This window comes from Paenibacillus solani, assembly GCF_001277345.1.
Lineage (GTDB): Bacteria > Bacillota > Bacilli > Paenibacillales > Paenibacillaceae > Paenibacillus_AQ > Paenibacillus_AQ solani.
This window is the reverse complement of record NZ_LIUT01000001.1, coordinates 1,921,038-1,944,501: the sequence shown is the minus strand read 5'-3', so window position 1 is coordinate 1,944,501 and position 23,464 is coordinate 1,921,038. Positions and strand designations below refer to the sequence as shown.

Annotated in this window: 19 protein-coding genes, 1 pseudogene and 1 other annotated feature; of the genes and pseudogenes, 17 read left to right on the top strand and 3 right to left on the bottom strand. The window is 42.9% G+C overall.

What is annotated here, in order from left to right:
• Window positions 1-54 precede the first annotated feature (54 nt).
• The 16 genes and pseudogenes from AM231_RS30415 to AM231_RS08690 form a co-directional block, all read left to right on the top strand.
• Window positions 55-144: pseudogene (locus AM231_RS30415) on the top strand (Virginiamycin B lyase); the annotation flags it as partial.
• Window positions 145-188: 44 nt separating this feature from the next.
• Entirely contained in the window at window positions 189-407 is a 219-nt protein-coding gene (locus AM231_RS29480; protein ID WP_054402281.1) for a hypothetical protein, read from the top strand.
• Between the two features lie 281 nt (window positions 408-688).
• Window positions 689-2,134 carry an MFS transporter gene (locus tag AM231_RS08755; protein ID WP_054402280.1) on the top strand — a complete coding sequence of 482 codons (1,446 nt, stop codon included), beginning with the start codon at window positions 689-691 and terminating at the stop codon, window positions 2,132-2,134.
• 129 nt (window positions 2,135-2,263) lie between these two features.
• Complete coding sequence (locus AM231_RS08750) at window positions 2,264-2,590, top strand: metal-sensitive transcriptional regulator (protein ID WP_054403581.1); 327 nt, start codon at window positions 2,264-2,266, stop codon at window positions 2,588-2,590.
• Between the two features lie 353 nt (window positions 2,591-2,943).
• Window positions 2,944-3,187: a binding site (T-box leader), on the top strand.
• A gap of 120 nt (window positions 3,188-3,307) precedes the next feature.
• Entirely contained in the window at window positions 3,308-5,179 is a 1,872-nt protein-coding gene (locus AM231_RS08745) for an alanine--tRNA ligase (protein ID WP_054402279.1), read from the top strand.
• 260 nt (window positions 5,180-5,439) lie between these two features.
• On the top strand, window positions 5,440-5,787 hold the full coding sequence (locus AM231_RS08740; RefSeq protein ID WP_242615095.1) for a hypothetical protein: 348 nt from the start codon (window positions 5,440-5,442) through the stop codon (window positions 5,785-5,787).
• Window positions 5,788-6,118: 331 nt separating this feature from the next.
• Window positions 6,119-6,781, top strand: coding sequence for a signal peptidase I (lepB, locus tag AM231_RS08735; protein WP_054402277.1), 663 nt, complete (start codon window positions 6,119-6,121; stop codon window positions 6,779-6,781).
• A gap of 142 nt (window positions 6,782-6,923) precedes the next feature.
• Window positions 6,924-7,160, top strand: a complete 237-nt coding sequence (locus tag AM231_RS28775; protein ID WP_131724730.1) for a hypothetical protein — start codon at window positions 6,924-6,926, stop codon at window positions 7,158-7,160.
• A 22-nt stretch (window positions 7,161-7,182) separates the two neighbouring features.
• The gene (locus AM231_RS08730) at window positions 7,183-7,560 is read left to right on the top strand and encodes a hypothetical protein (RefSeq protein ID WP_054402276.1); all 378 of its coding nucleotides are present in this window, start codon (window positions 7,183-7,185) and stop codon (window positions 7,558-7,560) included.
• A gap of 824 nt (window positions 7,561-8,384) precedes the next feature.
• Window positions 8,385-10,124: a Rieske (2Fe-2S) protein gene (locus tag AM231_RS08725; protein ID WP_054402275.1), complete on the top strand. Its 1,740-nt coding sequence runs from the start codon at window positions 8,385-8,387 to the stop codon at window positions 10,122-10,124.
• 914 nt (window positions 10,125-11,038) lie between these two features.
• Window positions 11,039-11,422, top strand: a complete 384-nt coding sequence (locus tag AM231_RS29475) for a hypothetical protein (protein ID WP_053493442.1) — start codon at window positions 11,039-11,041, stop codon at window positions 11,420-11,422.
• A gap of 375 nt (window positions 11,423-11,797) precedes the next feature.
• Window positions 11,798-13,027 (top strand): copper amine oxidase N-terminal domain-containing protein, encoded by a 1,230-nt coding sequence (locus tag AM231_RS08715; protein WP_054402274.1) that lies wholly within the window; start codon window positions 11,798-11,800, stop codon window positions 13,025-13,027.
• Window positions 13,028-14,649: 1,622 nt separating this feature from the next.
• Entirely contained in the window at window positions 14,650-14,895 is a 246-nt protein-coding gene (locus AM231_RS08705) for a hypothetical protein (protein WP_054402272.1), read from the top strand.
• Window positions 14,896-14,973: 78 nt separating this feature from the next.
• Window positions 14,974-15,213, top strand: a complete 240-nt coding sequence (locus AM231_RS08700) for a hypothetical protein (protein WP_054402271.1) — start codon at window positions 14,974-14,976, stop codon at window positions 15,211-15,213.
• 168 nt (window positions 15,214-15,381) lie between these two features.
• The gene (locus AM231_RS08695) at window positions 15,382-17,256 is read left to right on the top strand and encodes a hypothetical protein (protein WP_054402270.1); all 1,875 of its coding nucleotides are present in this window, start codon (window positions 15,382-15,384) and stop codon (window positions 17,254-17,256) included.
• A gap of 4 nt (window positions 17,257-17,260) precedes the next feature.
• Window positions 17,261-17,551, top strand: coding sequence for a hypothetical protein (locus AM231_RS08690; RefSeq protein ID WP_054402269.1), 291 nt, complete (start codon window positions 17,261-17,263; stop codon window positions 17,549-17,551).
• A 349-nt stretch (window positions 17,552-17,900) separates the two neighbouring features.
• Here the strand turns inward: AM231_RS08690 and AM231_RS08685 are convergent, their stop codons facing one another.
• From AM231_RS08685 to AM231_RS30200, 3 genes are read right to left on the bottom strand one after another with little or no spacing between them, the layout of a single operon-like run.
• Window positions 17,901-18,260, bottom strand: coding sequence for a hypothetical protein (locus AM231_RS08685; RefSeq protein ID WP_207383550.1), 360 nt, complete (start codon window positions 18,258-18,260; stop codon window positions 17,901-17,903).
• 29 nt (window positions 18,261-18,289) lie between these two features.
• Window positions 18,290-18,427: a hypothetical protein gene (locus AM231_RS29470; protein WP_207383549.1), complete on the bottom strand. Its 138-nt coding sequence runs from the start codon at window positions 18,425-18,427 to the stop codon at window positions 18,290-18,292.
• A gap of 23 nt (window positions 18,428-18,450) precedes the next feature.
• Window positions 18,451-18,579, bottom strand: a complete 129-nt coding sequence (locus tag AM231_RS30200; RefSeq protein ID WP_278044615.1) for a hypothetical protein — start codon at window positions 18,577-18,579, stop codon at window positions 18,451-18,453.
• A 1,140-nt stretch (window positions 18,580-19,719) separates the two neighbouring features.
• Between AM231_RS30200 and AM231_RS08680 the strand changes: the two genes are divergently transcribed.
• Complete coding sequence (locus AM231_RS08680) at window positions 19,720-23,448, top strand: hypothetical protein (RefSeq protein WP_131724728.1); 3,729 nt, start codon at window positions 19,720-19,722, stop codon at window positions 23,446-23,448.
• The last annotated feature ends 16 nt before the right edge of the window (window positions 23,449-23,464 follow it).

Here is a 23,464-nt window from a genome sequence, read left to right as displayed (position 1 = left end):
CATTGATTTCTTGTAGCTCTTGCTCTAGGGAGGGAGAGAGATCATACATGAAGGAAGACAACCACAAAAGGTGATGTTACGGAATATTCAATACCAACGTCTAACTCAGCTCCAGTCGGAATTACAAGTGGACCTGATGGTTCCTATTAAAAAATCATAATTAGAGGCCGCAGTCGGGGGACAAGATTATGGTCCCATTGAAAGTCGCTAAAATAGCGGCTTTTTTGTTTTATCGGTACAAGTTCTTGTCCAGTATCTCTGAAAGCAGAGAAGTTCGGCGTATAACCAAGACTGGCATGCCGAAACCTACAGCATTGATCGGGGTTGTCAGAGCACGATGTCTTGGATGGGGCACTGCATCCGATATCGAAAAACGCCTGACTGCTTGTGTGGATAAGAGTATATAAAATCATAGCTTACAAAGAGATCCATAAGCTAATTAGGGTTCTCTTTGTTATGTTAAGACTTAGAAAGGAAAGCCAAATGATTACAACCAAAAGGAAAAAGCACGATGTAACAGTCCAAAGTAAAAAATAATCCGCTTGACAATATAGGGTAGGGGGCTATACTATATATCCAAACGGAGGAATATGGATGGGTCGTAACTCGTTAATCAGACGGCCGTCGCGAGTTAAAACGAGTGTCCGTATGAAGGCCGGTAATCAGCACTTGTTGGAGGTTGAATAATATGTCAATACAAGTTAAGGGTCTTTCACAACCTGATCCCAGAAGATGGATGGCTCTTGCATTATTATGTCTTGCAAATTTTATGGTTATTATGGATACGTCAATTATTGGGGTTGCTTTGCCAGCCATCCAAGAAGCACTTGGATATTCTCAGGAGAGCTTGCAATGGGTATTTAATGCGTACGTCATTTTCTTTGGTGGCTTATTATTACTCGGTGGAAGGTTATCCGACCTTTTCGGGCAGAGACGGATATTCATGTGGGGATTTCTTATCCTTACTTTGGCATCCCTACTTGCGGGCCTTGCCTGGAACGAAACGGCACTGAATTTGGGCCGTGCACTGCAAGGCTTCGGATCAGCACTAATTGCGCCTTCTGCTCTGACCATTGTTATGATGTTATTTAGCGGTAATCCCAAAGAGTTAGGTAAAGCATTGGGGTTTTGGGGAGCATCAGCAGCTGCAGGGGGATCTGCCGGGGTATTTCTGGGCGGGGTTATAACCGAGTGGCTGAGTTGGGAGTGGACCTTCCTTATTAATGTTCCGGTTGGAGTTTTAGCTTTAGTACTATCTCCGGGCCTTATAGCGAAAGGAACACGAGGAAAAGGAAGCATTGATCTCATCGGCTCTGTTTTTGTAACTGCAGCATTGGTTTTGATTGTTTACGGCATTGTGGCCGCGGAACACAACGGGTGGAGATCACCGGAAACAATTTGGACATTGGTCTTAGGTGCAATTCTGTTTATTCTCTTCCTCATCATTCAGGTCGTAAAGAAGCAGCCCCTTGTTCCTCTGGGCATACTTAAAACACCAAACTTGGCTGCAGGAAATATTGCATTGATAATGCTCTCCGGTGGGTGGATTCCATTGTGGTACTTCTTAAACCTCTATATGCAGCAAGTTCTTAAGTTTTCTGCCTTTGCTGGCGGGGTTGCTTTGCTTCCGATGACGATTTTGATCGCCATCTTCATGATCGTACTCACTGGAAAGTTGATCGCTGCATTTGGTGTCAAAGCAAACATTGTTATCGGATTAACAGCCCTTGGAGGATCCATGATTTTGTTCTCTAATTATACCCCAGTCGATGGTAACTTCCTGATGAATGTGCTGCCGGCATCACTATTAGGTGCACTCGGGATGTCCCTTGCTTATATTCCATCCATGATGGCAGCGATGTCTGGAGCGAAGCCAGAGGAAGCTGGACTTGCGTCAGGCCTTGCCAATACCAGCTATCAAATCGGTTCAGCCATCAGCCTTGCCGTTATGGTGGCAATTGCAGCGACAACATCCGCATCTGAAATCGGAAGTAATACTATAGAAGCACTGAATAGCGGTTTTCAGGCAGCGTTTTTCTGGTCCGGAATAGTTGCATTTACAGGTGCAGTATTGGCTCTTGTATTCATTCGTTCACCTAAGAAAGCAGAATCTGACATACCAAAAACAATGTAAATTGAAATATTGAAGAACTTCAGCCGATCCGTAATAAATGGTTGAAGTTCTTCACTTAGAATGGATTTGGCAACTAACTTTTTGACTCATAGGGTAGGGGGGTATAAAATGAGCGTTAATTGGGAATTGATGAATGATGCTTTGAAACATAGTTCGGGGTGCTGCTCCATTGATTCCGGTCGAAAAAGCCATCATTCCGATAAAGTAAAAAATAATATCATCTCCAGGTTAAACCGAATTGAAGGTCAGATTCGAGGGATCAAGGGCTTAATCGAAAAGGACACCTATTGTGATGATGTTTTAAATCAGATCGCTTCGGTTCAAGCAGCTTTAAATGGTGTGGGAAAGCTTCTACTTGAGCACCATATGAAGAGCTGCGTGATTGATCGCATTCAGGAAGGCGATATGGACGTATTAGATGAGATACTAACAACAATGAATAAACTAATGAAGTAATTCCGAAAAAAGCAGCAGTCATGCTGCTGTTCGTATAAGGCGAATAAAAAAACAACAAAAGAAGGAAAGACCAGTTTATACATGGAATGGATTGACTTGAGGTATGTTGTCCAGCAGTCCGTCCAAAAGGTATCGTTAAAAGCAAGGGAGAAGGGATTGGAGTTGATTGTCCATCCCCTTGAATCTGTTCCATTTATTCGGGGAGATGGTGTACGGATAGAGCAAATTTAAGTTTAAGTGGATCTGGCACATTCATGCAGTTTGACGGATTTTTAAGTTATGCATATTCCGGTAATAATGGAATTAAATTGACGAAGCAAGTTGAGTGTGATAGCATTGGTTTAATTTAAAACGAAAAGGCTATGATGAGAAATAGTAGCTATTAGGGATCTCACAGAGAGAAGATGGTTGGTGCGAATCTTCATTGAACTAATAGTGAAGCAGTCTCGGAGCTGTGAACCGAACAGAGGAATCTTAGTAGGCTTCAACGGAGTTCCACCGTTATTCAGGAAACAATATCGGAGATATCCCGTATTGATAGAGTGCAGAGGAATCTGAAATTAGGTGGTAACACGGACATCATAGTTCGCCCTAAGTTGACAAGAAATATGTCAGCTCAGGGCTTTTTTGTTTTATTTCTTTTCGTTTGAATATTCGCAGAATAAAGACTTTTGGGTTTTCCAAGAATAAATAATAATTGAAATGGAGGTATTGAGCATGGTGAAAATGACACCAGATGAGTTAAGAAAATCATATATTGATTTTATGAAAGGAATAGGGGCTAGCCAAGTGCCATCTTCTAGCTTGTTACCAGAAAATGATCCCTCCACGTTGTTTACAGGAAGTGGAATGCAACCTATGGTTCCCTATTTATTGGGGGAAAAGCATCCGATAGGTAATGAGATTGCTAATATTCAGAAGTGTTTAAGGACAGTGGATATTGATGAAGTAGGAGATACATCGCATCTGACATTTTTTGAAATGATAGGTCGATGGGAGTTTAAAGCAAATGAAAATAACTATAAGAAAAAGCAAATCGATGCCATTTGGAATTGGCATATTATCGAATTAGGAATTGATCCTGGCAGGCTGTATATCAGTGCTTTTATAGGAAGTGATGATTTGAATATACAGAAAGATACGGAAGCTATTCAAATCTGGTCAGAAAAATTCAAATCAGTTGGTATAGAACCTATCATTGAAGATGATCCCTATCAATATGGGGCATCTAGAGGTGGAAGAATATTCTTATACGATGAAAAAGAAAATTGGTGGAGTCGAGCCGGAAGTCCACTCCATATGCCTGTTGGTGAACCGGGTGGGCCTGATAGTGAAATGTTCTATGATCTTGAACCCGGCGGTGATCCACTGGATCATCCTGCTTCTGTGAGCGAGAGGTTTCTGGAAATTGGGAACAACGTATTCATGTGTTACAAAAAAGAAGACACCGGATTTGTAAAAATGCAAAATCCCAATATGGATTATGGAGGCGGATTAGAAAGGGTTGCAACAGCCCTTAATGGTGACAAGGATATTTATAATACGGCTTTCTTCCTTAATCCCAAGAAAAAATTGATGGAGTTAAGTGGTAAACAATATACTGACGATTTAAAGTCGTTTAGAATCATACTTGATCATGTGAGAGCGGCTACTTTTCTAATTAATGATGGTGCGGTTCCAGCTAATAGTGATGCAGGGTATATAACAAGAAGGTTATTAAGAAGGGCGATTCGTGCTGGTAAAAAAATAGGTATACAAGGAAGTTTTGTGGGTGAGCTGTCTGAAGTTTATATAGATGAAGCAACAGCTTATGAAGATTTGATCGGTAATAAAAAGAAAGTTATCGAAATAGTAAATAAGGAAGAAAATCTTTTCTATAGAACTTTACAGCAAGGAGAATTTGAAATACAAAAACATCTTAAGAATAAGGGTAAAGTTACAGGTGCAGATGCCTTTTATTTTTACGAGACATATGGGTTTCCCTTGGAGTTGACGGAAGAGTTTCTAACTGAAAGTGGATATAGCATGGAGGACAAGGCGTCTTATATAGAGGCGGCAAAGAAACATGCTGAAAAGAGCAGAACTGCTTCTGTGGGTAAATTTAAAGGTGGATTAGCTGAACATTCAACAGAAACAACAGCGCTGCACACGGTATCTCATTTATTACTTGCTGGTTTAAGGGAAGTTTTAGGTGATCATGTTCATCAACAAGGAAGTAATATTACTTCAGAACGATTACGGTTTGACTTCAACCATGATGAAAAACTTACGCCAGAGCAAATAGCTGAGGTGGAAAAATATGTGAATGATGCGATTTCATCAAAAGCAGTTACCTATATTTCAGAGATGCCTAAAATTGAAGCGAAAGAAAGTAATGTTGAAGGGAATTTTTGGGATAAATATCCGGATATCGTTAAGGTGTATACAATCAAAGATAACGAAGGGAAAGTTTGGAGTCGAGAAGTATGTGGAGGACCTCATGTAGAAGATACAACAAACTTAGGAAAGTTCAGTATTAAAAAAGAACAATCTTCTGCTGCTGGAGTTAGAAGGATTAAAGGAGTCATTAATAAAAACGCGGAACAATAGCTGATGTTTCGGGAGTGCCATTTGTAACAACGTTATGAGTTGCCGAGAATCCAGAATGAATGACAAATCCGGCAATCGAAGAGGGCTTGGCATATCGCTTGGCCATTTTATCGGTACAAGTACTTGTATAATGAATGGAATGTACTTTATTGAACAAACGAAGCAGATTAGCTCAATAAGTGAAAGGATAATATCACCATTTTGTAGTATCGTGGAGAGAGATAACTGTATTAATACATTTTAATGTAAAGAAGGGGATTATGATGAAAATTAATTTAATGATTTTTATATCATCCATAAAAGAACAAAAAGAAAACAATATCGGAGAAATAGTTATAAAAACATTTGAATCTAATATTCGTCCTGTAAAAGGGGACATTTTAGATGATCCAGGATTTCATCCAGGATTTCATAATGGATATGAAGTTGTTAAGATTACAATGAATTATGCTTTAAATGAATGCTGGGTTTCACTATGCCCCCTTGAGTTAGAAAGGGAAGAAACCGAGATAGAGACCTATATAGAGAGACTTAAAGTAAACGGTTGGTGTGTTGTCTCAAAAGAAGATTTTAAAAATATGTTTGCAGAGAATGGTTCTAATAATTAGACAAAGCTTCACCAAAGTTTGTTAAGAATTGTTGACGGGGGCACTATGTAGATGCCAAGACTGAAATCGTATGGGAAATTATAAATGTCGGGTGACAAAAACATAGTTACATTAGAAGCTGCTGATTATGCGGCTTTTTATATTTATGTTATCAAGTTCTTGTCAAAACACAATGACAAGAACATTGTTACATTCCCGATATGATTTCATCGTCGGCAGTACGCCCTTTTATTAAACTAACGGGCAGATTAGTTCAATCAAGCTACTGTAATTTTGGACCACTTAACCTTATGTTTACGTATAAAGGAAAAGAAGTCGAGGGGAGTGGGAAATGATGAAAGTGGTCATTATTGTTATTGTATTTGGACTCATATTTGCAGCATGTAGTAGTTCAGATGAGTCAAGTAAAATCATCACTGATTCCATAACCAAACCAACGATTAAAACAGTAACAAAAAATGAGTTGGATTCCGGGCAGGTCATCTACAATCATAACTATGACAACATGGATCGTGGCAATCATGATTTAGAAGGTGAGGTTGTGATTGATTTGAAGTATTACAATGAGCATGCGATTAGTCGCGGTGATATCGTATACTTTACAAATCCTGAAACTAAAAAGAATCTTGGAGAGTACAGTATTTCTAGAGTAATCGGGTTACCTGGCGAAAAGGTGAAGATTGAAAAAGGACAGATCTATATTAACGGGAAATTGCTTGATGCTTTTTACGGAAGAGCACATAGACACGGTGCTGATCTCGATAGTTTGAAAAAAGCTATAGAGCGTATTGACTTAGAAGATTACATACGAAAAAACATGGAAAATAATGTGGATAATTTTGAACAACTGAGCATGGAGGAAATCGAGATCCCCGAAGACAGCGTTTATCTTGTAGGTGATGATTGGTTACGCAGTAATGATAGCAAATTGTTCGGCCCATTACCCACAGATAAAATTGAGGGGAAAGTGGTTGGGGTGATCGGTAGCCCGTAAAGCTAACGGTACACGATAGCTTAATAAATGTCGGGGGACAAGAACATGCTCCCATTATAAGTCGCTATTTTAGCGGTTTTTTTGTTATATCGGTACAAGTTCTTATGATCCTTAAAAAAGTTTTAGTATAAGTCAAGACTTCATGAAAAACAATGGACTTAACCATCAGGCTATGACCAACAAACAGAGAGAGCTATTCAAAGAACTTAGTGAAAGTGGACGACCAAATACTATGACTGAGCATACACGTATCGCAGTTGAAGCATTACAAGCAGGCGGAGCAACTCGTAAAGAAGCACGTAGGTTGGTTGCAGAATCTCTTAATAACCTTCGTAAACAGGGTGTAAAGGTTCCAAGTAATATTCCGTGGTATAAATAATGTATCTGGAGGAGATGTTTATATGAGTGAGCAACTTGCTTTGAGTTTTTTCGGAGAGTACTTAGTTAAAAGGGTTAGAGATGAAGCTATCGATGATTGGGAGAGAATACTCAGTGGAAAAATGAAAGACCAGGGATCGCAACAAGTATTCCAGGCATTAAAGTCTTTTGACGCAGAACAATTAAAGTTTATATTTAATATGTTTCCTAAAATTATTGATACCACTTTACATCATCTATTATGGTCATTAGAGCAAGAGGAAGACATAAATGTAATGATTAAATCAAATGACCACGTGTTTGTTAACATTAAAGAAGTTAGCGATGGATTAGCAGGAGAATTATACACGGAAGATGGTTGGATTTCACGTTTCAGTAGTAAAAAACAGTTAAAAATTTAATGGAAAACCTTTAAAAGGGTTCTAGGCTTGCCTAGGACCCTTTTAAATTTATTTGGATTCTCCATTGATGAACGGAACGTCAGGTGACAAGAATTTAAGTTAAACGTATGACGATAACGGGAACCGGTTGGAGCAGGGAAGCGGCAAGATATTCGGCCTGGGCAGTAGTTGAGTTAAAACACAATGTAAATGTCGGGTGACAAAAACATAGTAACATTAGAAGCCGCTAATTATGCTGCTTTTTATATTTATGTTATCAAGTTCTTGTCAAAACACAATGACAAGAACTTGATAACATTCCCGACTGATGACAAGAACATGGTTACACTCCCGATATGACGGCGGCAGACGGTAGAAATGCTTATCAAGCATATCGAGTTATACGATATGAGTATTTGCTATGCATATAAAGGGCGCTAAAATCAATAACAAAGGAATCGGAAGCTGTTTTCAATCCTTGGTTACAGTCCCGAGAGACCGCGTCGTTACTTTTCAGAGATAGAAAAAGAATGGATTGGTAAAGGTTGATGATACATTTTTTTGCGCAAAGAAAAGACTCGAAATGCATAAAAAATCGCTAAACTTATAGAGCCGAATTAGAATAGTGCTGCGTTCGAAAAAAAGTGAATCACCTAATAAAAGGTGCAATTACAAGGGAGGAAGAAAATATGTCTACTAGGGCTTTTTAAGTTCAAGAGTGAATTTATGACCTATGCTAAATAAAACGAACACTTTTTAAACATTTATGTTTAAAAAGTGTTCGAAATAAGATATTCTATAAGCGGTAAAAGTAATTCGATTATTTTATAATTGGAGGCGTTTACATGAATGGATGGATTCAAGCGGGTACGGTAGAAGTGCTTCAAGAACAAGGACCGAAACTGATCAAGGGGGGCATCGTAGTTTTTTATCACGAGGATAAAGTGCATGCGCTTGATAACCGCTGTCCACACCTCGGTTTTCCGCTTCATATGGGAAGTTTATGCAAGGGAATTTTAACATGCCATTGGCATCATGCACGGTTTGACGTATGCAGCGGCGGAACGCTCGATCCTTGGGCGGACGACGTTCCGGTACACGATGTAACCATTCAAAACGGATTGGTTTGGGTCAACCCGAATTCCCGAAACAGTTATCAAGTACAGCAGTACAAAGATCGACTTCTGAACGGCCTTAAACAAAATATCGGGCTTGTCATAGCCAAGGCCATAGTTGGATTAATGGAAGCGGGCGTTCCAGAAACGGAAATTGCAGCGATCGGGATCGAGTTTGGGGTCAAACAGCGTAGGCAAGGGTGGGGCTCCGGATTAACCATTTTGGCAGCGATGGCCAACGTATTACCAAAACTTGATAAACAAGGCCGCATTCTTGCGTTGTTTCAAGGATTGTTGCACACGGCACGCGAATCAGCCGGAAGCGGAACGCGCTACTTGCTCGATCCGCTTCCGAATACAAGCGTCTCGGAAGAACGATTAACGGAATGGTACCGTGATTGCATCGAGGTTCGGGATACACGGGGGGCGGAACGGGTACTATTGACTGCCGTACAGGCGGGGGTCGAAGAGAAGCGGTTATTCTCCATGATGAGCATGGCAGCGACAGACCATTTCTATATAAATGGCGGTCATACATTGGATTTCCATAATAAAGCATTCGAGAGTTTGAAGTATGTCGGACATGAGCAACGCAAATATGTCCTTGCTTCGCTCGTTCCAATGTTCGGGAACGTAACCCGCAGCGAAGAGCTTCATAGCTGGCAGTCCCCGGTCAATTTAGTTCAACCGTTGACGGAAGTCTTTGAGGAGCTTTCTAAACAGGACTTATCATCTGGAAGCGGTAGCCCTATCATCGATGACGAGGAGCTATTCCAAGCACTACTTGGAGACGATCCACTCCGGACGATTCGCATGTTGACGGAAGCATTGTTTGGAGGCGCCTCTCCTGTGCGCATTTCGCAAATTGTTGCTTTGGCTGCTGCAGAACGGATCGTCCGCTTTCATACGAATAACGATTTCGGGGATTGGATTTCAGTATTACACACATTTACACATGCTCACGCCGTTCACGAAGGTTTGATCCGTTCCACCGATTCCATGCTGGTTCGCGGTATTTTCCACACTGCAGCTACAATTTACATTGATCGGTTTTTGAACATTCCAGCTGCCCAGAGACCGAATGTAATGGACGCGACGAGTGAAGCACCGCAACCATCGGAGTTGCTTGAGATTCTCGACAAGCAACAGCAAGTGGCGCCGGCAGCGGCATGGGTGATTCGCTATCTACGCAGCGGTGGAGAGCCAGAGCCACTATTCAATGTATTGGGTCATGCGCTGCTTCGTGAGGATGCGGAGTTCCATACTTTCCAGATGTACGAGGCGGCTGTGGCGGAATATGACCACTGGGCATCCGAACCTGGGGCGTTTTCCGAGAAGGCCCGGGAAACGCTGGTCCTTGCGGTTACTCGGTATTTGGCGTCTCATGCGCCGACTTCCCGTGAGACGCCCCATACGGCTAAAATTGCTTGGCGGCTCCATCGCGGCGAGAAATTGTTCGAAGAAAAATAAAACACAAACGAATCCAGATAATAATTACTTAGGATAATTATTTCATGACGAGAGAAAACCGGATACGATAGCTAAGTAAACAATATTATGGCAACCGGTCCAAAAGGATCGGTTGCTTTAACTAGGGCGTGTATGGAATCCAAGAACATACAAGCATAAGAAGTCGCGGGATACATACGCGGCTTTTTTTATTTAACGATATAAGTTCTTGTCCAAACGGCCATTGCCGTGGTGGTGGATCAAGAAACTGTAAGGTAATTCTAAGGTATCTCGAAGTATATTCACGGGTATCTCACAAATATGTAAGGTACAATCAGACGGAAGCAGTCGTTCGCATAAGGGTCAGAGGTGATTCGAAAATAACGGGTTAGTTTTCCGTACACTGGGGATCATTTGTGCAGTTCTGTCCAGAAAAGGGAGGCAATCCAAAGAAGGAAATAGCATTTCAGAAAAAAAACTGCTTGTTGAAAGGGTGTTTCAATGAAAAATAAATTTAAGATCATTCGATTTTTCATTTTCACCGTGACTGGGCCTGGCTTTAACCATAGCTAGCGTTGGCGCCGCATATATGCCGGACATGTCCAATGAAACAGAGAATTTTTACAAGAGCAACAAGGTAACCAAGAAAAAGGATGAGTTTTTAACTAGCCATCGCTAAATCGATCGTGGAACTGCACGGCGGCCGAATTGAAGTGTCGGGTGACAAAAACATAGTAACATTAGAAGCCGCTGATTAAGGGGCTTTTTATTTTTATGTTATCAAGTTCTTGTCAAATCGCAATGACAAGAACTTGATAACATTCCCGACAGATGACAAGAACATTGTTACATTACCGATATGATCTCATCGATGGAGCAGGATAGTTCGATAAATTCATGGGCAAAATAGCCAAAATTAATGGAGGATATTTCTCATGTGGTGGAGATGTATTATTTTGATTTGGGCCATAGGGGTAATCAACTTTACAATATTGGATGGTGTTGATGCTTACAGCGATGAGTCACCAACTATGAATAATGTCGATATTCAACATAAGAGCTTGGAAGAAGTTCTAATTTTTGAACTTCGTCCAAAGATCATGGACGTACTTAGGAAAGAGTATGCCAGTAACTTTCTCATCGATAGACAGCATATCTTACCTTTGAGGAAATCGAACTCTTATCCTCAACATGAGTTCATACTAGAGGGAAGAGTTACTACGAATTCTTACTCGGATATAGTTCAAATTACTTTTAAAGCTAATTTTGACGGATACAAAGTGAGTGGTTTTCATGTTGTTAATCATTCATTGAACTAACGGGAAACTATAGTTTAATAAATAACTAAAACGCGGCTGCCGCTTAGTTCGGCAGCCGCGTTGCGCTAACGGACAGTAAGGTAGGAGGGAATGTTATCATCATAAAATCAGTGACACACCCATAAAAACTCATCTGTCGAGGGACAAGAACTTGTACCAATTTCCGAAAACACAAGAAGATAAATGGTTAACCATAATTGATGTTATCAATTACGATAAGCGAGATTTATGTAAAAGCCATCCTTTATCAAATTCTGCACAGCGATCGAGCCTGTTGATCTTGTTACCAATTATTCCATACCGTATAATCTCATTATGTGACAATGCGTGCACATTAAGAAAAAGAACAAATTCAAAAAGATGAGGAAATCACCCATGAGAAAAATGCTAGTATGCACGTTAGCTGTCATGCTAAGTTTAGCTGCGTTTACCCCCGCTATTTACGCTTCCGAAGTCCAAGTATCCGTGGATGGGCGTGATGTACTACAATTCCCGGATGAGCACCCATATGTCGATCAGAGATCCAACCTTACGATGGTTCCACTTGCTTTTTTATCCGACAAGCTCGGAGCTGCTACGAAATGGGACCAAAAATTAAAACAAATCACGATCTCGCTTAACCGTGATACTGTTATTTTGGTGATTGGCGATCAACATGCACTGGTGAACGGAAAAAGAGTAGACTTTGAAGGGGCGACAGTGCTCAAAAACGGCCGCACGATGGTTCCGCTGCGTTTTATAAGTGAAGCCCTGCATGCAAATGTGGAGTGGCAGCCCACGCGCAATCTGGTGAGCATTATGACCTCCGTGGCCAATGTTCCGAAAGGAACATGGATATGGGACAGTCACATCATCAAACAGGATCAAGAGAAAATTATAAGCTTCGCAAAAATGAAGGGTGTGACATCTATTTACCTTCAGGTAAATAGAGATATCGATCCAGCGATATATGAGGGATTTATTCGAAAAGCCAAAAGCGAAGGAATTCAAGTGGAAGCACTTGAGGGGCGTCCCGAATGGGTCTATAAGTCTAAGCAGGAGGATATTCGAAAATTCATCGCGTGGGTTAAAACCTATAATTCCTCTGTTGGCCCAGAAGCAAGCTTTACAGGACTGCATTTCGATATTGAACCTTATGCGCTAAGCGAATGGACAAAGGACAACAAGGCGATTATTGAAAGCTGGATGGACAATTTGAGACTGATCGAGAAAGAAACCAGAGGGAGCGGCTTGAAAATTGCTATCGATGTTCCGTATTGGCTGAATACGATTAATGTCCCGGGGAAGGATTACAGTATGAGCGCATGGCTGCTTGAGAAGTTTGATTGCCTCGTCATCATGAATTATCGGAATCATGCAATAGGCAGCAATGGAATTGTGGAAAATGCGCAGGCCATGCTGAGAGAAGCCTCCACGCTGAAGAAGAAAGTTGTTGTTGCTGTAGAAACAGTCAAAAGCACAGAGGGTCCGCGGGTCTCATTCTATTCCATGAGCAATGAAGTGATGGAAAAGGAGCTCCAATCTGCCCATAATCAATTGGCGCGCTACGCAAGCTATGCCGGCTTTGCCGTTCACGATTTCAAAAGCTGGCAGGACATGAAATAAACAGCTGGTGTTTGTCTAATTGTCTGACGTTTAGGTCGAAGACGTTAATTTCAACCCCATTAAGCGAATGGCCATTCCTACGATTAGATAGGCATTTAAACGGCTTACAGATCGGGGAGAAATCGAAGCGAATGTATATCCGCATCGCTTTAGACATACTTATGCTTGCCAGCTACTAGATAATGGTGCCCCTGGATTTCATCCAAGGTATGTTGGGTCATGAAAAGGCATCAACCACACAAATATATGCTCAGCTCTGTGGCGAACGCCGGAGGGAACTTTACCGCAGATTCTTTTAGCTTGTAATAGCGAAGGACTGTATTGATTGCCCGTCGCTAAACTAAAGGGCAGTTATCTTCAATGAATTGGAGAGGGTATGGTCCCAGATATATGAATACTGAGCAGATGTTTTATCGAGCGACTATCGAATTACTTGTAAAAAGATACCCTACTGGATGGGGTGGGGCAGCAGCAATTTCTTTTAGGATATTTTCACTCCCTCTCAATAATTCCAAAACACCAAAACACAACAAACAAGGAGTAAGATCCATGGAGATCTTGCTCCTTGTTCTACATATAGAGAAAGAAAAAGGAATCGTTGGCTGCAACGTCCGGGATAAACCTCATAAGAAAAACAACTTAGTATTTGTCGAGGGACAATAACATGGTCCCATTGAAGTCGCTATTTTAGCGGCTTTTTTGTTTTATCGGTACAAGTTCTTGTCCCGAGCCAAGGACAAGAACTTGTACCGATAAACTGAATGGACAAGAAAATAGTCCGATTGCCGATTAGATGTTCATCTAAATAATGAGCAAATGTACTTAGAAGCTCGTTAAGTACCATAATACATGAAAATGTTCACAAAGTTATGAAACAAAGGACACGATGAGAGGTAAAGACGGGCACCTGACTATATTAGATTTTTTATGGAGAATATCGACTCATTAAAAGGTCAGAGATCCCACACTTTGTACAAAATGAGCATATTTCATTTAATGAAAATATGCTCTCTATACGTTAACTTATGTAAAATTGCGATTATATCTCCTTAAGATTTCTAAGGTAGATATCTGAACCAGATTCAATTGGGGTCTTTATAGAAGATAGGAGGATTAGTTTGAGATAAAGCTGTTTTTGCTTGTTGGCTATTTGTTGTTGGCCGGCCCGTTATTCTCTCAGAGATTTTATTTAAAAGTTCCTCAACATAAACCGCTCTGCAGTATATCAAGATGAACTCGGGTGGGGATTAGAATTCAGTGTAAATGGCCTTCCTAAAGCTGGCTGCACGGTTTGAGTAAAACTTCAAAAAAGAACGTCAGGCAACACTGTAACAAGATCCATCAGCGCGAAACAACAACTCTGCTAAAATCACGAAACTAAGAGCTGGCGAATATGTGATGAAGAAAGATTATATTGGATGCTTATGAAAGTACCGATATACAATGTAGATACCTAATTAAGACTCAGGTATTTACTGCTAAGACATCAGGTGCATTTGATGTTGCATTGATTGAGAAGGGGGAATAGTATGGCTAACGTTAATGTTAAAAGGATCACTGGCGATGTTACTGAGTAAGGGACAAAATTAATTGAAGCAGAAACGGATCGTGATGATATTTCATTGAAGGATTACGACACATTTCTGGATCTATTTAGAGAATATAACATAAAAGTTGTTTTTATCAGTGTAGAGAGACTGGAGGAAAGTGGGATTGAGGAAGAGTTAATCTCAGATGAAGATTTGGAAACAAGAGAACTTAGAAGTATCAAAGAAAAAATTAGCCAACAAATAGTTGCAATCAATAACAGACTAAAAAATTTGCTTAATAATATTGGTGAAGAGCAGAACATAAAGCTATTCTTCTAACATGAGGGCATATTCTACAATTTCAACTACATCAATATCGATTTATACCCTGATTTCAAAGAGGATTTTTTAGAAGAGATGGAAGATCAATATGAAGATGCAATAAATGAATCACGTGAACAAGATAGGTCTATTAGAGCAGAGCATTTAGATAATGTCTTAGGAAAACTTAAGGACTTTCTAGTCAATAGTGATACATTCGAAATGTGTACAAATGCTCCAGCTAGAAAAGGTTATTTGTATGAGGTTATAAGATTAGAGCAGTTCAAGAATGATTTTGAAGATATGCCGAAAGAGACTAATGCTACCTGTTATTGATGCCTTTCGGAAACGCCGGTTCGGTGCGATTTGCAGCCGGTTCGATCCAGACGAATATTTGTATGCTATCTTTTTTGCGAGTTTTTTATAATTTGAACTCGCCCCCTCTTCCGTTACGATGAGAACAAGCTAAAGCAGTAAATATCTACTCTTAGGAGGGGAACGACGATGCAAAAGTTTTTCGACGATATGCTTAAAAAGAGATTTCGCGATCACGGGCTCGATCCGGACGAACCTTCGTTGCTGGGCGACCCGCGTTACGGCGAATTCAAAAATGAAAAGGTGTACTTCAATCAAATTTTCGTCACGTTGGATTACTACATCCGCCAGGAATGGTTTCCTAACGTGGCTGCAGCAGGGATGAGAGGGCGGTTCGATCCGCAGGCGAAGTGGGATGGCAAGCCGGTCAATGCGAACGATCTGATCGAGGAAATTCGCCTTGAGACGTTCAACGAACTAGCGGGGACCCCATGGGACGACGAGCCGAAGTACGATTACGAGAATATTAAGAACAAGCTGTTCGGCACGAGTGGGCTGCGCGATAATTTGAAGCAGCGGGTCGGCTTCGATACCGCGCCGTACCGGCAGTTTCAGAAGTACGAAGAGCTCAAGTTGCTCAAAATTTTGTACCGCACCGAAAAACATCACAGTGAAAAGGTGAACATCACGAAACTGCTCGGCGATTTATCGCTCGAAATCGTCGACCGCAGTGTCCTCGGCGAGACGAGCGTTCATGGTCAGATCGTTACGGAGTTGCTGACGCAAGTACATTTAGCGATTGAACAGCGGTTTCCTGCCAGCGCGAATCAAGCGATCATTGACTTGACGATGGCCTGGAACGAAAAGCTTCTACAAATCGGCGCCCTGACTCACTCGCCACGGCCGAAAGAAGTCCGTATGGCGGAACTGCAGCGAATACAGGACTACGGGAAGCGGCTTTTGGAAAGACTGGACGAGCCACAACCGGTGTCTGACAAAAACCTGCTCGAGTCATTCTATTTGCGAGTGCTCCAATTGAAGCAAATCGCACGGACTCACGACATTGATCGGGTTACAAACTTCATCGCCAGCTCCAAACAGACGGAGGACCTCAGAAAACAAGAAGTACGGCCAATGCCGTTCCCCCCTTCCGTTATCACGGATGCAGTAACGTTCGTACGGGAGCACATGAATGCTGTTGCACCATTTATCTACCCCGGGGAGCAGATAACCGAAAAGCATAGGAGATTTTTGCTGAAACAGGCAACGGCCGTTCCCGAATTGCTGGCGCAGTATAATAAGCAAAAGATCGGCGATCAGCAGGAACTGACCACGCTCTTCCTGCTCAGCTGCTTGCAGGAAATTGAGCTCAGCCACTCCTTGATTGAGGGGGATGATGAGTACGCCTTTAAGAATGAGTACTATTTAGCAGACGGGAAACCGCGCACTCTTACGTCTGTTTTTAAGAAGATGACGAAACAGATGAATGTCGAGGAAGTGTTTCAACTGGTCTGGACAATCAAACTAGAGCGAAGAATTAATGCCAATCTGGGAAGGCTGGACGAGTATTTACTGCTGGTGGACATCGGCACCGTTTGTAATCAAATGATTAAAAAAACGATGCAGCTTCCCGATTTAGGCACGATGCACGTATGGAACGAATTTTTGCTGTCGCAAATGATCGTCAACGAGACTGTGCCGATCGTGCTGGCCGCTGGAGAATTCGACCGTATCATAACCCAGATGACCGGGCTATCCTGCGACTTTAGGACAATGCGGCTGTTCTCGTATTTTACGAGCGAGGCCATTTCAGGTGCGCTCACACAACCGATCGTACGCAAAATCGAATTGGCGATGCGGCAACCGCGGCCGGAAGATCTGCAGGTCATGAAGTTCACCCTGTTTGAGGAGGAGTTTCTTCTGGGGTTTTCCATCGACTTGGCCAGGAGAACGTTTGTTTTGCGGTTTTTCATGCCCAGAACGAACAACGAAGAGTGCACTTTGATGGCGAATGCAGGGCTAGGAAAGTTCGTCAACGGTCACGAACGGTTGACTAGACGGTAAGTTGATGGCTGTCACTCTGCAAGTTAAACAAGCATTATCCGGAATTTCTTTTTGCATCGATTTTGGGGAATCTTGGGACGGGGATGCTCTTTTAATGCTATACTCTCTTGTAGGACAAAGTGCGGTGGAGCGATCACGGCTACCTCTCGTTAAAGGGGGTGATGCCATGATCGCCCTTGTCGAGCTAGTAGACGTACTCAAAGGTTTTGCAGCTGCACTCAGCATTTTGCTGAGTGTGCGTAAGCTGCTCCGCTGGATTCGTCGTAAGCTAAACAAGCGAAAACCCACCGAATAAGGTTTGGCGACCTTCGGTGGGTTTTCGCTGATTAATTAAGTTTGCCAACACGCCGTGGGTTTCACAGCCTTTGTTCCTGCTTAGAGTCCTTACCGTTGCGAGCGGTGAGGACTCTATTTTTAGTATAGTTAAATAAGACTTGAGTAATACCTAGTCTATTCATAGTCTATTCATAGCCTATATATAGACTATACATAGTCTATATTAACACAATACCGTTCACATGATAACATTATTGAACACAAATGTATTCAGTTTTCTGAACACATTGCCGGCACATTAAAACAATCCCAATAATTCCTTTCGCTCTCCATGTGCCTTGATTCTGGATACCAGAACATCTAATTTTTCATTCGTCTTCTCTAAATTCGGATGGAGTCGCGCTGATGTAATCCGCAGCCAACAGCGTGTACTGCGTGCCCTCCAGGAACTCACCGTCCATACTCCCAGCGGCGACCCAATCCGCTGCTCTTCCCTGTCCGGGTAGGTGGCAAACTCCTCCACCTCTCATCCCGTGCCCGCAGCACCAGCAGTTCCACGTCCAATGGCTGAGGCTTCCCTGCACGATGCCGCGGAACCCCCCATACAACTTGCTCCAGATGCGCTGCTTCCAGCCCCCAATTCCGTACGCCATGTCCTCCAGCGAGGCCAGGCGATCAGCCAGCTCCGTCGGCAAGTTCAGACAGCTCCTCTTCCTCGATCGGCTCATGCAACAACGGCGCCAGGCTGTCAATCACGTCAGCCCTTCCACCGGCCGGTCCTGCTTCCTCGGCTGCCGTCAACTCGTAGGCAAGTAATTCCCAACGACCAGCCCCCCAGCAGTACCGGACCCTCCGGCAGGTGAACCTGAAGCGCCTTCATATACCGAGTCGCCATCACCGGCTACTCAAGATGCCCGCTCAGCTCACCGTAGCACACATCACATGCTCGCCTGCCGATAAACCATCATGAGCGTGCCCGCCTCCGCCCAGTAATATGCTCCTGCTCAACCGCTCAGCCACCAGCCCGGACCCTACGGACCGCCTCAAACGATTGACCTCCCAGTTCGAAAAAGTCGCCGATCACCCCGATGTCTTCCCGCTTCAGCACCCAATCGAAGAGGTCGATCCGGTATGGTAGAGCATGCCTTACCAAGACGCTGTGGAATTAGACCATCTCGGTATTGGACAATGGGTTTGGATTATCTGAAGGGACGTATTTTTATCGGGGGAGCTGGCTTGCTCAGGGTATGATACAGCTGTTTTCTCTGGATTTTCGATGTGGCAGTAACGTCCGTGCAGTAGTATCGCGACCAGCGGTGCGCGAATATGTCCAATGGCTCTATGGTGTCGAAAGTCATTCTCCAGATGGACAGTATGCCGGTATCCAACTGCAAAATCGATTACAAATTCTTGCCGGCCGCTCCTGAACACCTGCAGCTGCGCAGATGTACGCGGCCTTACTCAAAATAGGGCAAACACGGGTTGGAGGGTTGTTCAGCGGTGGGCTGATTCCCTGGTTTATCACGATCAAGTCCTACGGAATGCTGGATACGATCTGGGCGCTGTTTCTGCCTCCGTATTCAACGTCATCCTTCTCGTCAACTTCTTCTGCAGCATTCTGGAGGAGAGGGATGAGGCCGCGATGACATTTATGTTATCAAGTTCTTGTCATCATGTCGGCATCAACGAGTGTCGGGGGACAAGAACTTGGTCCCTTAGAAAGTCGCTAATTTAGCGGCCTTTTTGTTTTATCGGTACAAGTTCTTGTCCCGAGCCGAGGACAAAAACTTGTACCAATTGCCGAAATGGACAAGAAGATGAGCCTTTTACCGATTAGGCAAGTATCCAACTATGTTTCCATGCAATTTCATAAAGCCAACGGGCATATTGGTTTCATAATACCTTAGGGTAACTACATAATACTTCGCATAAGGTCAGAAAAACCCAAACCGCATTATTAATTAATGGAAGGAAGAAATCCCTGCCGTCTGCTTAAAGATGCGGGGATTATTGTTATTTTACAAATTTCGACATTATAAACCTCACAATTTGTCGTGCGATAGAGCCGATATTCCTATTCAACTGCCTACAGAGTACACCGATATCTATAAGATGTCCCAGGTAATGGAAGGAGGTGGGGTTAATTCCTGTGGCTGATTGATGATATTGCTAGAGGAGGCAGAGAAGGTGAAGTCTAAGAGAAATCGAATGATTCCATGGCTGTTGGTATTTGCATTATGTCTTAACGGATGGAATCCATTCATGGCAAATGCTGAAGGAGTTCAGCAACCTTTCGAAGAAGAGATGGTATCGGAAGGAGTGGCTGCACCCAGTGTTACGGATGCTGTATATCATAATTCAAATGTAGAATTGCTTGCGGACAAAAGGGAGGTAACTTTATACCCAGGCGAATCTTACAGATTTAATAATACGTCTACCTCAACCAAATCCATTACAAATAATGGGTCAACATCGAAGGGGATTGTGTTTGACTATGTAACCTATAATGCGGATGGCAGAATTACCAGCGCGGATATGAATCATGGCGGGAATGTTTCACAGACAAAGGGGGCATCCACCATCATTACGGTGTCAGGCATGTTCCCAGTTACGTTCTCCATTTTCCCTGAAGTGACATATTCCCTATCCTCAACACCAGCACTCCAACGTGTAACACTTCATAAGGAAGAAAGCTATATTTTTACGAATGAAGGGAATCAGTCCCTTAATCTCCAAAGTGATGCTTCCAGTGGCCAGGAGAAACGTTATGATTTTGCTGTATACACCCTTGATGGCACATTAGACAGATCGGATTTTAATAGTGTCTCAAAGCCGGGTGTAGGCATAGGGAATGAAATCATTGTAACCGGCGCTACGATCAACCCAGTTACGGTCGGGTTTCCGTACGATATGTTTAACGGTGAGTACAGTGCGGAACCAGCGTATACGAGGATCATAATGAATCAAGGACAAAGCTATCAGTTTACGAACGTGAGCTCGAAGACGGATACGCTGGAAAGTGACGGTAAGTCCAGTGACCGCTTTGATTATGTGGTTTATTTACCGGATGGAACTGAGTACTCAAGGGGAACGAATACATCAAATAAACCTAGTGTTGCAGCAGGACGTACTGCAGTACTTACTATGGTTACGGCCAATCCTGTTACCTTTGGCGTTCCATACCGAACGTTTGATGTACGGCCTACAGGAGGAAGTGCCATCAGCCGGATAACCGTTTATCCGGGAGATACCTATGTTTTTTATAATAATGGATCGCTTACGAATCCCATTCGGAATGATGCAAGTAAAGTTACCGGCTTATTTGATTTCGTCATTTATAGACCCGACGATACCATATACAGAAGCGGATTTAATCAAAAAGGTAGTCCAAGCATTCCTTCATTAGGATACGCGGTTGTCTCCAACATTGGATATACACCTATCGTATTTGATTATACCGATGATTTTGCGGTTGAAGAGAGTGCGGAACCTGCATTTGAAAGGGTGACTTTAAACCGAGGGGAGAGTTACGAGTTTACGAATATTAGTACCAGTATTGAATCTTTGGACAGCGACGCATCCTCCTCGTCCGGTAGATTATTTGATTATGTTACTTATTACGAAGATGGGACTGAACGTTCGCGAGGAAAAGCGACAAGTATTGAACCCAAAGTATATCCGAATAACAAGGCAGTTGTTACGGCCGTGTCGGATAACCCGGTAACTTTTGGTGCTATATATACTGTGTTCCAAGGCAGCGGAAGGCCTAATGAGGCCATCAGTCAAATTACCCTCAATCCAGGGGAGTCCTATATATTCCGCAACCATGGGACACTGTCTAATCCCATTAAGAATAATGCTAGTAAAGTAAAGGGCATATTTGATTACGTCATGTATAAAGCTGATGGCAGTCGATCTTCGGACGCCTTTAACCGGAGCTCCAGTCCGCAAGTACCGAAACAGGGCTACGCTAATGTCACTGTTGCCGGTTCCCAGCCTATCGTGTTTGATTATACAGACGATTTTACGGTGGAACCAAGTACAGAGCCTGCTTACCTGCGCGTAACCTTGTCCAAGGGAGAAAGCTTCTCGTTCACCAATGTCAGCATGGAAAGCGAGTATTTGGAAAGTACTGCTTCTTTGGCGGGAGGTCGTACATTTGATTACGTCATTTATGATGCAACAGGAGCAGAACATTCACGCAGAGCAGGGGCAACAGTGGAGCCTAAGGTGCCTCCCGGCTATAAAGCAGTCGTCACGACGGCTTCAGACGAAGCTGTTAGTTTCGGTGGCCTATACCGTGTATTTCGTGGACAAGATGATCCGGGCGAGATAATTGAGCATCTCACAATTTATCCAAATGAATCATATGTTCTTTATAATAATGGACCTGATGTTGAACTTCGCCACAATGCGGATGTCTTGGGCGGTTTCATGGATTATGCCCTGTATCGTTCCAATGGAACGCTTTCCTCGGACGGATTTAACGTTTCATCGAAACTTGAAATCACGTCTCAGTCCCATATCGTAATCACGAATCCTTCTTCTGTTCCGATCCTTTATGAGTATACAGGAGGAGATATTACAGCTGAGGCAAGCACAGAACCCGCATTCCACAGAGCTACACTGAATCAGGGACAGAGCTATCAATTTACTAATATCAGTACGATTGACAAGGCAATCGTAAGTGAGCCTGTACATGGTGGCCGTACGTTCGATTATGTTCTCTATGATGGTTCCGGCGTGGAAATCGATCGTCGAACAGGTACCAGCATTGAGCCTGTCGTTGCACCTGGAAATAAGGTGATCGTGACGGTTTCTTCAGACAGTCAAGTTTTGTTTGGAGCCGTATATCGGCTATTTCAGGCAGAACCTGCTAAGGAGCCGGTGGGAGAAACGATAACCGTAAGACAGCATGAGAGCGTAATCTTTACCAACCCAGAAACCACAAGTCAAATGATTAAAACGAACGCTATTGAAGGAAAGAGTTTTTACGATTATGCAATATACGGTCCGGGGAATAAACCGGAACAGGCTCAAATCAATTCTACTGATCAGGAGGTTACCATTCCTGCACGCAGTACCCTCGTAGTAACGGTAAATTCAGCGAAATCCATTACCTATAAATATTCGATACCAGTTATTGCAGAGGCTAGCGATGAGAAGGCGTTACTTAAAAAGGAATTGGCTGCTGGAGAGCTAGGAAAGTTTACAAATACGGGGCAATTTGAAGCCAAGCTGCTGACGGATGCATCTGTTGTCTCTGACCGGTATTATGATTATCGGGTGCTGGACGCAATTGGAAACGTTATCAGAGAGGAAACCGAAACGGATGAGGAACAAATCGTGCCGAACGGTGCAAGTCTAGAAGTGACCATATCATCATCAAAGAACGTACTTTTTGCGGGACCATCCAGAAGTTTTACATTTACTGAAATGACGGATCCGTTTATCGACCTCTTAGAACGGAGAGCAGAAGACATTGACTTAAAGGAGAAACAGGAGAACTACTATCGATTTAAGCCGGAGGCGGATGGATTATACCGATTTGTTGTCAAAGAGAGCAAGAATTTCGAGAAGGAGCCTCAACTGACATTGTACACTGATGCTGGACTAACCGATGAACTAGCTACGACTGTCGACCAAGAGAGAGAGCACGGTTGGGATTACACCGTCTTGGAATGGGAACTGAAAGCGGGCCAGGTTTACTATTTAAAACTAGTAGAGAAAGATGGAGCCGCTTTTGAAGGGGTGATCAATTCTGCTCTAATGATACTAGCAGCGGAAAACAAGTATCACTATAGCTCAAATAACCGGCTTTCTAAAGTGATTCTCCGTACGGGAGATGAGATCCTATATGAATACGACAATAATGGTAACGTAACGAAGCGAAGCAAAAAGGTATTTCCATTCTAATTCCATCAGATGCGAT